We start from the raw sequence: 13373 nt of genomic DNA on the forward strand, positions 1-13373 counted from the left end.
CGGGCACGACCGGCCGTGAGGCCGCTCAGTCGACCGCGGGCCAGTGGTCCCGGGGGTCGACGTCCGGGTGCTCGGTGACCGTGTCGAGCAGGTCGGTCGCGGAGTGCCTGTTGCCCCGGGTGGCCGCCGCGAGGAGCGCCTCGTCGCCCTGGTCGTCGGTCAGCCCCGACGGCACGACCAGGACCCGCAGCGTCCGCTCCGGCGTCACCAGGTCGACCACCTGGGTGTCGGCGCCCGCGACGGCCCCCACCTCCACGGACCGGTCCGCGACTGTGACGGTGTCGGGCCGGTCGTCCCAGTCGGTCGCCGAGACCAGTACGCGCGTGATCGTGCCGAGCTCGGCCGGGAACTGCTCGACGAGGTCGACCAGCTCGACGGCCAGGGCCCGGCTTCGCGGCCACCAGCCGCCGTCGAAGGTGTTGTGGCCGGGGTCCCGGGCCATCCGCAGCCGGAGCGCCCCGCGTACGGGTCCCCGGTCCTCGGACGACGCTGCGGGACGGTTCGCCGTCGACATGACGTCCACCTCTCGACCGGCTGCCTCCCGGACGGGAGGCTCGTCGCCGGTTGTGTCTGCACAACCTATCCGGGGCGGCGCCACGACGGCGGCCGGCATCGTTAGGCTGGGCGGCCGATGAGCATCGAGGACCTGTACGACGACTCGGCGCGCGAGCGCGTCGTCGCCGAGCCCCCCAAGCGGGTCGACGCGCCGGTGCGGCTGGCGTTCGAGCGCGACCGGGCGCGCGTGGTCCATGCCGCGGCCTCACGACGACTGGCGGCCAAGACCCAGGTGGTGGGTCCGCAGACCGACGACTTCGTGCGCAACCGCCTGACCCACAGCCTCGAGGTGGCCCAGGTCGCCCGCGACCTGGCCCGCGCCCTGGGCACCCACCCCGACATCGCCGAGACGGCGGCGCTCGCCCACGACATGGGGCACCCGCCCTTCGGCCACAACGGCGAGCGCGTCCTCGCCGAGCTCAGCGCCGACTGCGGTGGCTTCGAGGGCAACGCGCAGACGCTGCGCCTGCTGACCCGCCTGGAGTCGAAGACGTTCGACGAGGAGGGCCGGTCGGTCGGGCTCAACCTCACCCGCGCGACCCTCGACGCCTGCACCAAGTACCCCTGGCCGCGGTCGGAGGCGACCGGCCCGCACGGCGTGCACGCCGACGGGACCCCGCGGGTGGTGGTGAAGTTCGGCGTCTACGACGACGACCGCCCGGTCTTCGACTGGCTGCGCACCGGGGTCGCGGGCCGGCGCCGCTGCCTCGAGGCGCAGGTGATGGACCTCGCCGACGACGTCGCCTACTCCGTGCACGACGTCGAGGACGGCATCGTGGCCGGTCGCCTCGACCTCACCCGCCTCGACCGTGACGCGCTCTGGGAGACGGTGCGGTCGTGGTACCTGCCGGGCACCGACGACGACGCGCTCGACACGGCCCTCGACGGGCTGCGCGCCGTCGGCAGCTGGCCCGAGGCGCCCTACGACGGCAGCAGGCGCAGCCTCGCGGCGATCAAGAACCTCACCAGCGACCTCATCGGCCGCTTCTGCGGGAGCGCCCAGCAGGCCACCTTCGACGCTGCCGGCGGCGAGCCGCTCGCGCGGCACCGCGCCGACCTGGTGGTCCCTGATGCCACCGAGGTCGAGATCGGGGTGCTGAAGGGCATCGCGGCCCACTACGTCATGCAGGCCGACGACCGCGTCGCGCTCATGGAGCGCCAGCGCCAGCTCGTGGCCGAGCTCGTCGAGGGGTTGTGGCAGCGGGGCGTCGACGGCCTCGACCCGGTCTTCGTCGAGGACTGGGAGGAGGCCGGTGACGACGCCGCCCGGCGCCGGGTCGTGGTCGACCAGGTCGCCTCGCTCACCGACGCCAGCGCGGTCACCCGCCACGCCGCACTACGCAACGGATCCCGGCCCACCCCGGTCGACCGGGGTGGACCGGGATCGCGCTGACGCCTCAGGCGGCGGTGATCAGGGCAGGTCGCCTTGGGGGTAGGGGTCGTCCTGCAGTGCGGTGCTCTCGGGGTTGAGCTGGTCCTCGAGGTCGGAGCGGTGCTCGCCCTTGCCCGAGGGGGCGACCTTGTCGGCGGCGGTGCCGGCCGCGGAGGCGACCTTGTCCTTGACCACCGGCGCCTTCTCCTTGGCCAGGTCGGCCGCCTGCTGGGCCTTCTCCTGCACCCGCGGGTCTTCCTTCACGCGCGTGACGGTCTGCTTGATCTGCTCGTAGCGCTCGCGACCGGCACGGGTGCCGAGCACGTAGCCGATGCCTCCGGCGATCAGCAGGGTGAGCTTCCTCATCATGGTGTTCCTCTCGTTCGGGTTCAGTGGTCGCGGCGGATGCGCCAGACGACCAGCACGACGATCATCGCCACCAGCGAGCCGGCTGCTGCCAGCACCTCCGGTCGTGGCTTGCCGTCGACGGTGGTGGCCGAGTCCTTCAGCGAGGCGACCTTCTCCTGGGCCTGCGACTTCACGTCGAGCTTGGCTGCGAGGTCGTCGACGGTCCCGGCCAGCTGCTCGCGCTGGAGCGCGATCTCGGCCTCGAGCTCCTCGGGGGTCTTCTGCCCGCTGCTCTGGTCGTCCTGGTCACTCATGGTGGTCACCCTTCACGGTCGCGATGTCCTCCTTGATGCCCGCGATGGCGCGCTCCGGCGCCGCGGGTGCCGCCTCGGCGACCTTGTTCTTGCCCAGCAGCCCGACCACCGCCGCGCCCGCGAGCAGGACCAGGGCGACGATCAGCGCCGCGAGCCAGGCGTCGACGACGTTGGCCAGGCCGAGGATCGCGGTCGTCACCAGGGCCGCGAGCGCGAAGAACGCGAGCAGGCCGGCGACGCTGAACATCCCGATCCCGACGCCGGCCCGTTTGCCCTTCTGGGCCACCTCGGCCTGCGCGAGCCGGATCTCCGAGCGGATCAGCTCGGGGATCTGCTGGGAGAGCTGGTGGACGAGTGCCCCGAGAGTCTGACTCTCTGGCGCTCCGTGCTGAGCAGTCATGATTCGACCCTCCCAGACCCCGGGCCGGTGCACCACCCGGGCTCGCCCCAAGGGGTGGCTGGCGGCGCCACCGCACCGGATCCGCACCGGATCCGCGACGGACGCGGACGGGACCGCCGGGGGATGTGGAGACCGCGGCAGCACGGTGGGTGCGCGCCCGTAGACTCCCCGGCGTGGCAGGCCGGATCCGTGACGACGACATCGCCGAGGTGCGGGAGAAGGCCCGGATCGACGACGTGGTCTCCGGCTACGTCACGCTCAAGCGGGCCGGCGGCGGGTCGCTCAAGGGCCTCTGCCCGTTCCACGACGAGAAGACCCCGTCGTTCAACGTCAACCCGGCCCGCCAGTTCTTCCACTGCTTCGGGTGCGGCGAGGGCGGCGACGTCATCTCGTTCCTCATGAAGGTCGACGGGCTCACCTTCACCGAGTCCGTCGAGCGGCTGGCCGACAAGTTCGGCGTCCAGCTGCGCCGCGAGGAGGGCGACGACGAGCCCGTACGCCCCCGCGGCCCGGCCCGGGGACGCCTCATCGAGGCCCACAAGGTCGCTCAGGAGTTCTACGCCGAGCAGCTCGCCTCCGGCGACGCCGTGGTGGCCCGCCAGTTCCTCCACCAGCGCGGCTTCGACCAGGCGGCCGCCGAGATGTTCGGCGTCGGCTTCGCCCCGCGCGACGGGGAGGCGCTGACCCGCCACCTGCGCGGACGCCGCTTCACCGACGACGAGTCGGTCGCCGCCGGGCTGGTCGCGCACGGTCGCTCCCACTACGACCGCTTCCGGGGCCGGCTCGTGTGGCCGATCCGCGAGGCCAACGGCGACACCATCGGGTTCGGGGCGCGGCGGATCTTCGACGACGACCGCATCGAGGCGAAGTACCTCAACACCTCCGAGACCGCGATCTACAAGAAGAGCCACGTCCTCTACGGCATCGACCTCGCGCGCACGGCGATGAAGGACAGCCAGCAGGCCGTCGTCGTCGAGGGCTACACCGACGTGATGGCCTGCCACCTCGCCGGCGTACGCACCGCGGTGGCGTCGTGCGGCACGGCGTTCGGCCAGGACCACGCGCGCGTGCTGCGGCGTTTCCTGGGCGACCACGGCGAGACGAGCGGCGAGGTCATCTTCACCTTCGACGGGGACTCGGCCGGGCAGAAGGCGGCGATGAAGGTGCTGGAGAGCGACCAGGTCTTCGCCTCCCAGACCTACGTCGCCGTCGCGCCGGAGGGCATGGACCCGTGCGACCTGCGGCTGCAGGACGGTGACGAGGCGGTGCGCGAGCTCGTGGCCAAGCGGCAGCCGCTCTATCGCTTCGCACTCGACAACATCCTCGCCCGCCACGACCTCGACCGCGCCGACGGCAGGGTCGACGCGCTGCGCGACGCCGCCGGGCTGGTCGCCAGCATCCGCGACAAGACCAAGGTGGAGTCGTTCTCGCGGGAGCTGGCCCACATGGTCGGTGTCGACGTGGACGAGGTCCGCGGGGAGGTGCGCCGTGCCGCCAGCCGGCCCGCCCGCACCGAGGAGCGTCGCCCGGGCCGGCGCGCGGAGGCCGTCGAGGCCCCCGAGCCCGCCCGGCCCGCGCTGCCCAGCCTGTCCGACCCGCGCTTCCTCATCGAGCGTGAGCTGCTCAAGCTCGTCATCCAGCACCCGGCCGGCGTGGGTCGCACGACCGCGCACGTGACGACCGGCGACTTCACCCACCCGACCTTCCAGGGCGTCTGGGAGGCGGTCACCGTCGCCGGCGGTCCGGCCTCCGGTGTCGACGACCAGGGGTGGGGCAACCGCGTGCGTGGGGCCGCCAGCGACCCCGCGGTGGTCGCGGCGATCACCGAGCTCGGCGTCGAGCCCGTCCGAGGCACGTCCGACCCCAACCCGACCTTCGCCGTCGCCTACGTCTACCGGCTCCAGGAGCTCACCACCTCCCGGCGCATCGCCGACGTGAAGGCCCGCCTCCAGCGCACCAACCCGGTGGACCAGGCGCTCGACTACAACCGCATGTTCGGCGAGCTCGTCATGCTCGAGCAGCACCGTCGCAAGCTCCGCGAGGGCGCCGTCGGTCAGTCCGGGGGCCAGCCGTGAGCCCGGCCGCGCGGGGTCGCTGGGGACGTACGCCGACGCACCCGGTCGTCGTCGCGCCGGGGGAGCGCGTGCTCGCCGCCGCCACGAGCGTCGAGGGCACCGTCCTCGCCGGCACCCGTGACGCCTTCTACGTCGTGGTCGACGGCGAGAGCCGCCGCGTGCCGTGGGAGCAGGTCGAGGCGGCGCACTGGGACCGCGACACCGACCTCTTCACGCTCTCGGAGGTCGGCGCGTGGGGCGACCTGCGCCCGGTCCACACAGCGACGCTGGGGGAGCCGGGTCGGCTGCTCGAGCTGGTCCGCGAGCGCGTCACCGCCAGCGTCGTCCTCCAGCGCCACGTGACGGTCGACGGCCGTCGCGGCGTGCGGGTGATCGCGCGTCGCGCACCCGCGGGATCGGGGGGCGTGCAGTGGGTCTACGAGTACGACGAGGGCGTGGATCCCGACGACCCGGCCGTCCGGTCCGCGGCCCGCGAGGCCCTCGAGGTCATGCAGCGCGACGTCGGCCTGCCCTGATTTCCCCCGCGCTGTCGGGGCTTGCTAAGGTTTCGCCTCGCTGCACAAGCGATCCCCTGTAGCTCAACTGGCAGAGCATTCGGCTGTTAACCGGAGGGTTGTTGGTTCGAGTCCAACCGGGGGAGCCACCGAAGGGCCCCTGATCCGCGGACACGCGGATCGGGGGCCCTTCGCCAGGTGCGCCGGCGTCGGGAGTCCGCGCAGGCCCGGCACGAGCCGTCACGCTCGATCGGTCGGGGCGTTGCAGCCACTGAGCACCTCGTCCATCAGCCTCTCCGCCGTGCTCCCGCTCCGCGGAGAGGACCCCACAGACGATGGGTCCGGGTCCGGGTGCCAACCAGACGCAGCGGCACGGTCCCCTACCCCCGGACCGCGCCGCTGCGTCAGCTTCTGCGTTCACCCGCGGGGGAGTCGTGTTGCCCCGAGTGGGTACTGGTCGCAGTCGGGGGACGACACGGACGAAGGACGCGGACACGTGGTGGTGACCCCGACACTGAAGCTCGAGGCGGTGGTCCCGCCGACCGACGACGACGGCTCCGAGCTGTGGGCGACGTTCTACACGTTCCGCATCGAGGCCGACGGCAGCGCGTCGTTCCCCTTCGTCTCCCACACGTGCGCCGAGCTGTTCGGCTTCTCCGCGCAGGAGGCGATGCGCGACGTGAGCCTCATGCACGACGCCGTCCACCCGGACGACCGTCGGCGCTTCGACGAGGAGGGTCGACGCTCGTTGCGCGACCTCCAGCTGTTGAGGTGGCGGGGGAGGATCGTCCGCCGCGACGGCAGCACGTGTCCGGTGCGCATCACGTCGCGACCGGCGCGGCTGCCGGACGGGGCGACGGAGTGGCACGGCGTCGTCGTCGAGGACCCGGCCTCCCGCGGCGACGCGCACCACGGGCCCGACGGTGCCGTCGCCGTCCGGCAGGCCGACGCGCTGGCCATGCTGGGCCATGACGTCGCCGCACCCCTCACCGCGATCCTCGCCTGCGCCGAGCTGGCGCTCGAGGAGGTGAACCGCGAGCGACGCCAACCGCCCCGGGACATCAACGCCGCGGCCGTTCGTCGGTGCCTGGAGGTCGTCGTGCGCCAGTCCCACCGCCTCGAGGCCATCCGCGGGGACCTGCTCATCCTCGCTGCCGCCGACGCCGACACCGTCGATGCGAGGGGGACGAGCGTCGACGTGCTGGCCCAGCTCGACGCTGCCGCCGACCTGGCGTCGGCCGACGTGACGGTGAGCGTCGACTGCCCGGCCGGCCTGTGCTGCACGGTCCAACCGAGCCACCTCTCCCAGATGCTCTCCAACCTGGTGTCCAACGCGGTGCGGCACGCCCGCCGCGAGGTCGTCCTGAGCGCATCACGCGTGGGCGATCGCGTCCTGGTCACCGTGACCGACGACGGACCGGGGGTCCCGGCCGAGGTGGTGCCCAGTCTCTTCACCCGGTTCAGCCACACCGGGGCGGCGGTGAGACCCGCCGGCGCCGGCACCGGCCTGGGCCTCTACATCGTGCGTGTCCTCGCGCGCGCCAACCACGGGACCGTCGTGCACACGCCCACCGACTCGGGCGCCCGTTTCACCCTCGCGCTGCCCGCCGCCTAGGACCGGGCCCCTCCACCGGCGTACTGCAGGGGGAGTACGCCCGCCCGCCGAGTGACTCCCTGCGGCGGACGCGGCACCCGGGCCCCCGACGCGACGGTAGGGGCATGGACACCAGACCCTCCCTGCCCGGCCGGATCATCGCGATCCTGCACTCCTTCCCACGGCGGTCGCTCGCGGCCGTCCTGCTCTTCGTCGCCCTGGCCGGCGTGGTCGGCGGCCCGGTCGCCGGGGCGCTCGACTCCGACGGCGGCTTCGCGCCCGCCGACTCCGACTCCACGCTCGCCCTCGAGCGGCTCGAGGAGGCCACCGGCGTCCAGCCCACCGCCGGCGTCCTCCTGCTCGTCGACACCCCGGCCGGCGACGCGAGCGGTGTGGACGAGGCCGTGGCGACCCTCGCCGCCATGGACGGGATGGCCAGCGCCGTCCCGGCCGGCACGGCCGAGGACGGCTCGACCGCCCTGGTCGCCGGCACGCTCGACGCCTCGGCGGAGGAGGAGGCCGTGGCCGGCGAGGTCCTCGACGAGTTCGCGGGCGTCGAGGGCGTCACCGTCGGTGGCCCGGCCGTGTCCGGGTTGCAGATGGGCGAGCAGGTGGAGGCGGACCTCAGCCGGGCCGAGCTGATGGCGCTGCCGATCCTCGTGCTGCTGTCGATCCTGGTCTTCGGCGGCCGGGCCGCCCTGCTCCCGCTGATGGTCGGCGTCACCACCGTCCTCGGCACGTTCCTCACGCTCGCCGGGATCAACCAGCTCTACGGGCTCAGCGTCTTCGCGCTCAACCTGGTGATCGGCCTCGGACTCGGCCTCGCCATCGACTACACGCTCTTCCTCGTCAGCCGCTACCGCGAGGAGCTCGCCCTGCAGGGCCCGACGGCGGGCGCCGCGCGCACCACCATGGCCACTGCTGGTCGTACGGTCGTCTACTCCGCGGCCACCGTCGCGGTCGCCCTGGCCACGCTCACCCTGTTCCCGCTGGGCTTCCTGCGCTCGATGGGACTGGCCGGCGCAGCCGTCGCGGTCGTCGCGGCAGCCGCGGCGCTCGTCATCGCACCGGCGGCCTTCGGCCTCTGGGGGTCCAAGCTGGCCCGTCGGCGCCGCGACGGGGCCGCCGCGGAGGGCCGCTGGTACCGCTTCTCCCACGCGGTGATGCGTCGCCCGGGCGCCATCGCCGCCGCGACGGCCGCGGTCATGGTGGTGCTCGCCGCGCCGGCGGTGCAGGCCGAGTTCACCCCGGTCGACGGCTCGGTGATCCCCGAGGGGCTCAGCTCGCGCACGGTGGGCGACGCGCTCGTGGAGCAGTACGCCGGTGACGGCGCGACGCCGGTCACCATCGCCGTCAGCAGCACGGACGACGCTGCGGTGGCCGGGCTGGCCGACGCGGCCTCGGACCTCCCGGGCGTGGTCGCGGACGCTCGCGTGGCCGACCTCGGTGACGACGTCTGGCAGGTCGACCTGGCCGTCGCCGGGGACCCGGCGGGTGCGGACGCGCAGCAGGTCGTGGACGACGTCCGGCTGCTGGCCGAGGACGCGGGCGTGGACGCGCTCGTGACGGGACCCGCCGCGGAGTTCACCGACCAGCTGCAGGCCATCGGCGACACCCTGCCGCTCGCGATCGCCGTGCTCGTGGCGCTCACCATGCTGGTGCTGTGGCTGATGACCGGCTCGGTGGTGCTGCCGGTCAAGGCGGTGCTGATGAACCTCCTGACGGTCGGGGTCTCGCTCGGGGCGATCGTGTTCGTCTACCAGGCGGGCCGGTTCACCGACCTCCTCGGCTACACGCCCAACGGCGGGATCGAGCTGAGCAACTTCCTCATCGCCGCCGCCGTCGTGTTCGCGCTCTCCACCGACTACGGGGTCTTCCTGCTCGGCCGGATCAAGGAGTCGCGTGACGCCGGGCTCAGCGAGCGGGAGGCGATCGCCACGGGGCTGGGCCGTACGGGCGGCATCGTGACCGCCGCCGCGATCCTGCTCGCCGTGGCCATCGGGGCCTTCAGCACGAGCGAGATCACCTTCATGCAGCAGATCGGCATCGCGACCGCCATCGGCGTCCTGGTCGACGCCTTCGTCGTCCGCTCGCTCCTGGTGCCGTCACTGATGGCGATGATGGGCAAGTGGAACTGGTGGTCGCCGATGTGGCTGCGCCGGGTCCACGACCGCATCAGGCTGAGCGAGGGCGCCCCGGAGCGCGGGGACGACGACGAGGACCGTGGTCGTCCGGTCCCGGCCCCCGAGCTGGCCGGTGTCTGAGCGAGTGACTCCCCACCGGACCGGGCCGCCCGCCGCTACCGTTGCGCGGGTGGCCCGGTTCCGTCTCGAGCGCCCCCGGTGGGGGGACGTCGCGCTCGCGCTCGCCTGCGTGGTGGTGATGCACGTCGAGATGCCCCTCAACCCGAAGGCCGACCCCAGCCTGCTGGGCAGCGTCGCGGTCGTCGTGGCGTCCCTCCCGGTCCTGCTCCGCCGCCAGGCGCCCGTGGTGGCGTACGCGCTGTCCTTCGTCGCGATGTACGGCGTCATCGCCACCGTGTCGGTCTACAACACCATGCCGGCCCCGGTCGTGCTGTGCGCCTACTCGGTCGCCGAGCGCCACGGCCTGCGTGCCGCGTTGGTGACCGGGGCGTGCTCGCTGCCGCTCGTGCTCGCGATCCTGCAGGTCTTCAGCCCACACGACATCCTGAGCTGGGGCACCGCCCGCAACCTGGCGCTCGTCCCCCTGCCGCTCGCCCTCGGCGTGGCCGCCCATGCCCGGCGCGGCTACACCACCATGCTGGTCGAGCGCGCCGAGGCCGCTGAGCACAGTCGCGAGGCCGAGGCGCTTCGCCGCGTCGACGAGGAGCGCCTGCGGATCGCGCGCGACGTCCACGACGTCGTGGCGCACGCCATGGTGACGATCAACGTACAGGCCGGCGTGGGCGCGCACCTCCTCGACCGCGACCCCGCCCAGGCCTACGACACGCTCCGCTCGATCAAGCAGGTCAGCGGCGACGCCCTGACCGACCTCCGCGCCATGCTCGGGCTGCTGCGGGAGGACGCCACGGGGGACGCCCCGGCGCCGCCGGTGCAGCGGCTGGCCGACCTCGGCGACCTGCGCGACAGCCTCGCCGCGGCGGGCGTCGACGTCGCGTTCGACATCGACCCCGGCGCCCGGGCGCTGCCCGCGGCCGTCGACGCGACCTGCTTCCGGATCGTGCAGGAGGCGCTCACCAACACGCTGCGCCACGCCGGGTCCACCAGTGCACGCGTGCGGGTGTCCCGCGCGGAGGACCGCGTGGTGGTGGAGGTCCTCGACGACGGCGGCGTCGCGAGCCCTCCGCTCAGCGGCAGCGGGTCCGGGCACGGCCTGCGCGGCATGCGTGAGCGCGTCACCGCGCTCGGCGGCACGCTGGAGGCCGGACCTCGCCCGGACGGCGGGTGGCGGGTCGCCGCCTGGCTGCCGGTGGGCTCGGAGCCGAGCAGGCCCGTACGCGACGACGCGGGGGTGCCGGCCCCGTGACCGCCCCGATCCGGGTGCTGCTCGCCGACGACCAGGCCCTGCTGCGCGCAGGCTTCCGAGCCCTGCTGGACTCCGACCCCGGCCTCACCGTCGTGGGGGAGGCCGCCGACGGCGCCGAGGCCGTCCGGCTCGCGCTGGAGACGACGCCGGACGTCGTGCTCATGGACGTCCAGATGCCCCGCGTCGACGGTCTCGCGGCGACGGCACGGATCACCGCCGCTGCCGCGCTCGCCGCGACCAAGGTGGTGGTGCTGACCACCTTCGAGCTCGACGAGTACGTCTTCGGCGCCCTCCGTGCGGGCGCGTCCGGCTTCCTCCTCAAGGACATCGAGCCGCAGGCCCTCATCGACGCCGTACGGCTCGTGCACGAGGGGCAGGCGCTCCTCGCGCCCCAGGTGACCCGCCGGCTGATCGAGGCCTTCGTCTCGTCGGGGACCCCCGAGCCCGTCACGGCGAGCGTCGTGCGGGGCCTCGAGCAGCTCACGACCCGCGAGCGCCAGATCCTGGCCCTGGTCGGTGCCGGGATGTCCAACCACGAGATCGCGGCCGACCTGGTGCTGTCGCCGCTCACCGCCAAGACGCACGTCTCGCGGATCATGACCAAGCTCGGAGCCCGCGACCGGGCGCAGCTGGTGGTCAGTGCCTACGAGGCCGGACTCGTCACCGTCGGCGGGTAGGCAGTTCTGCCGGAAGGCAGGGCGGTACGGCGGGACCGCCCGGTTGCCGTGGCGTAACGGTTCCGCACCCGGTGTGAACTGTGCGTTACGCCCCGGACGCCCGCGACGTCCCTGCGACAGGGTGGTGGCATGGGCGCACATCTGCAGGACGGTGCGGGCGACCGCACGGAGTTCCTCGTCCGGCCGGACGGGACGGTGGTGGGGGACGACGGGTCCGCGGGTGCGCTGGCCGCCGCGCTGCCCTACACCGGCCGGCTCGCGCGGCGGATGGGCGAGCTCGTCGAGGCGGGTGACCTCAGGGTGATGGAGGCGTCGGGCACCCATCGGCTGACGGTCGGCGTCACCTGGACGCCCGCCGGCGAGGGCACGTTCCGGGCTGCGGTGACGCCGCTCGTGCCTCGCACGGTCCCGGTCTTCACGGTCGTCGGCGCGGTCGACACCACCGCTGCCGTGGCGCACTGCCTCGACCGGCTGGCCGGTGTCGACGGGGTGGTGTGGAGCTCCGTGGTCACCGCCGGGTCGCGGGTCATCGCCGCCGTCGGGGACCGGCGCGAGCTGCACCACCTCGCCGAGGTCGGCAACCGCATGCTCGCGATCCTGCGGTCGCTCGAGGACCAGCACGCGACCGGGTTCATGCGCCTGCGGTTCGAGCAGGGCGCCGTCATCGGTGCCTCGCTCGGGCGGCACGCGCTGGTCGCCTGCACGTCCGTGACCGACGACGACGAGGTGCTGGCGGTCATCGACGAGATCCGCGCCGTCCTGGCCGGCCACGACCTGTCGGTGGTCGCGACGGAGCTCGACCCCGACGCGGTCGAGGCACCGACGACACCGGCCGGCGACGACGCGCACGAGCAGGACCGAGCGCCCGCGCCCGCCCTGGTCGGGGCCCGCTTCCGCGGTGCCGGCGAGCCGGTCGACAGGCGCCGACGGCGCTCGATCTTCCGGGCGCGCTGACACGAACGCCGTCACCCGGGGGAGCGTGACGACGCTAACCTCACCATGTCGATCGACAATGACGACCACAAGGGGGACGGCATGGAGCGCAGGCAGCTCGAGTTCTTCCTCGCCATCGCCGAGGCCGGCAGCTTCACCCGCGCCGCGCAGGTCCTGCACATCGCCCAGCCGTCCCTGTCCCACTCGATGCGCACGCTGGAGGCCGAGCTGGGGTCCCCGCTGTTCGAGCGGCACGGCCGCGGGGTGCGGCTCACCGCCTCCGGGGAGGCCCTGCTCGGTCCGGCGCGTCGCACGGTGCGCTCGTTCGGGCTGGCCGCCAGCGCGGTGCGGGCCGTGACGGACGGGGACGTCGGCCGGCTCCGCGTCGTGTCGAGCACGTCGTGGGCGGTCCACCCGCTCGTCGAGCTCATCGGGGAGTTCCGGCGCCTGCGCCCCCGGGTGCGCTTCGAGGTGACCGACCCGGCTGCGCGGACGGTCGTGCTCGACCAGGTGCGCACCGGGCAGGTCGACTTCGGCCTGGTCGACGGCACCCCTCCCGCCGGAGCCCTGGCCAGCCTCGAGCTGGCGGAGCAGCAGCTGCTCGCCGTGCTGCCGCAGGGGAGCGGTAAGGGCCTGACGACGACGGTCGAGGAGCTGCAGCGCCACGGGCTGATCGGGACCCCACGGGGCACCGCCCTGCGTGACCTCCTCGACCAGCACCTCGAGGCGGCCGGGCACGCCACGGAGGTGATGGTGGAGACCGCCCACGTCGCATCGGTGGTCCCGCTGGTGCTCTCCGGCGCGGGCGCAGCCGTGCTGCCGGAGGGGATGGCGGTCGACGCTGCGACGAAGGGTGCGCGCGTCGCCCGCCTCGAGCCCGAGACCCGGGCGGCCGTGTCGCTGGTGTGGCGCGCGACCGGGCCCGAAGGCGTGGCGGCCGACTTCCTCGAGCTGGTCAGGGAGCACCGCGCCGACCGGTCGTCCTGATCGGCTCCTCGCCCTCGGCCATAGCCGCTTCCTATGGCTGTCGCTCACAAGTGGTCTGGGTCGCAGCGCGCTACCGCTTGGAGCCGCGTGTCAATTAAGTCTATCGTCTCACTCATA

The 13373-nt window shown here is 73.6% G+C and carries 13 protein-coding genes and 1 tRNA gene; 10 read left to right on the forward strand and 4 right to left on the reverse strand.

The window, feature by feature from the left end; all coding sequences use genetic code 11:
* Nucleotides 1-25 precede the first annotated feature (25 nt).
* Entirely contained in the window at nt 26-514 is a 489-nt protein-coding gene (locus SHK17_RS07420) for a DUF5994 family protein (RefSeq protein ID WP_322921603.1), read from the reverse strand.
* Nucleotides 515-631: 117 nt separating this feature from the next.
* Between SHK17_RS07420 and SHK17_RS07425 the strand changes: the two genes are divergently transcribed.
* A complete protein-coding gene (locus SHK17_RS07425; protein WP_322921604.1) occupies nt 632-1948 on the forward strand; it encodes a deoxyguanosinetriphosphate triphosphohydrolase in 1317 nt (438 codons plus the stop codon).
* 18 nt (nt 1949-1966) lie between these two features.
* Here the strand turns inward: SHK17_RS07425 and SHK17_RS07430 are convergent, their stop codons facing one another.
* Genes SHK17_RS07430 through SHK17_RS07440 form a run of 3 tightly spaced genes read right to left on the reverse strand, consistent with a single transcriptional unit; the run spans nt 1967 to nt 2989 of the window.
* Nucleotides 1967-2293: a hypothetical protein gene (locus SHK17_RS07430; RefSeq protein WP_216652142.1), complete on the reverse strand. Its 327-nt coding sequence runs from the start codon at nt 2291-2293 to the stop codon at nt 1967-1969.
* Between the two features lie 23 nt (nt 2294-2316).
* Nucleotides 2317-2589 (reverse strand): DUF3618 domain-containing protein, encoded by a 273-nt coding sequence (locus tag SHK17_RS07435; protein WP_322921605.1) that lies wholly within the window; start codon nt 2587-2589, stop codon nt 2317-2319.
* A complete protein-coding gene (locus SHK17_RS07440) occupies nt 2582-2989 on the reverse strand; it encodes a phage holin family protein (protein WP_322424467.1) in 408 nt (135 codons plus the stop codon). The genes SHK17_RS07435 and SHK17_RS07440 overlap by 8 nt, the downstream gene beginning before the upstream one ends.
* 173 nt (nt 2990-3162) lie before the next feature.
* Here SHK17_RS07440 and dnaG point away from each other — a divergent pair, with 173 nt between their 5' ends.
* The 9 genes from dnaG to SHK17_RS07485 all read left to right on the forward strand — a co-directional run bounded on the left by dnaG (nt 3163) and on the right by SHK17_RS07485 (nt 13256).
* Nucleotides 3163-5064 (forward strand): DNA primase, encoded by a 1902-nt coding sequence (gene dnaG / locus SHK17_RS07445; RefSeq protein WP_322921607.1) that lies wholly within the window; start codon nt 3163-3165, stop codon nt 5062-5064.
* Nucleotides 5061-5579, forward strand: coding sequence for a hypothetical protein (locus SHK17_RS07450; RefSeq protein ID WP_322921608.1), 519 nt, complete (start codon nt 5061-5063; stop codon nt 5577-5579). The genes dnaG and SHK17_RS07450 overlap by 4 nt, the downstream gene beginning before the upstream one ends.
* A gap of 52 nt (nt 5580-5631) precedes the next feature.
* Nucleotides 5632-5707, forward strand: a tRNA-Asn gene (locus SHK17_RS07455).
* Between the two features lie 353 nt (nt 5708-6060).
* On the forward strand, nt 6061-7173 hold the full coding sequence (locus SHK17_RS07460; protein ID WP_322921609.1) for a PAS domain-containing sensor histidine kinase: 1113 nt from the start codon (nt 6061-6063) through the stop codon (nt 7171-7173).
* 104 nt (nt 7174-7277) lie between these two features.
* Nucleotides 7278-9416 (forward strand): MMPL family transporter, encoded by a 2139-nt coding sequence (locus tag SHK17_RS07465; protein ID WP_322921610.1) that lies wholly within the window; start codon nt 7278-7280, stop codon nt 9414-9416.
* Nucleotides 9417-9465: 49 nt separating this feature from the next.
* A complete protein-coding gene (locus SHK17_RS07470; protein ID WP_322921611.1) occupies nt 9466-10659 on the forward strand; it encodes a sensor histidine kinase in 1194 nt (397 codons plus the stop codon).
* A complete protein-coding gene (locus SHK17_RS07475; protein WP_322921612.1) occupies nt 10656-11336 on the forward strand; it encodes a response regulator transcription factor in 681 nt (226 codons plus the stop codon). The genes SHK17_RS07470 and SHK17_RS07475 overlap by 4 nt, the downstream gene beginning before the upstream one ends.
* 129 nt (nt 11337-11465) lie before the next feature.
* A complete protein-coding gene (locus SHK17_RS07480; RefSeq protein WP_172271073.1) occupies nt 11466-12290 on the forward strand; it encodes a hypothetical protein in 825 nt (274 codons plus the stop codon).
* A gap of 45 nt (nt 12291-12335) precedes the next feature.
* Nucleotides 12336-13256, forward strand: a complete 921-nt coding sequence (locus tag SHK17_RS07485; protein WP_322921613.1) for a LysR family transcriptional regulator — start codon at nt 12336-12338, stop codon at nt 13254-13256.
* The last annotated feature ends 117 nt before the right edge of the window (nt 13257-13373 follow it).

Source organism: Nocardioides renjunii (genome assembly GCF_034661175.1).
In the GTDB taxonomy this organism is placed as follows: domain Bacteria; phylum Actinomycetota; class Actinomycetes; order Propionibacteriales; family Nocardioidaceae; genus Nocardioides; species Nocardioides renjunii.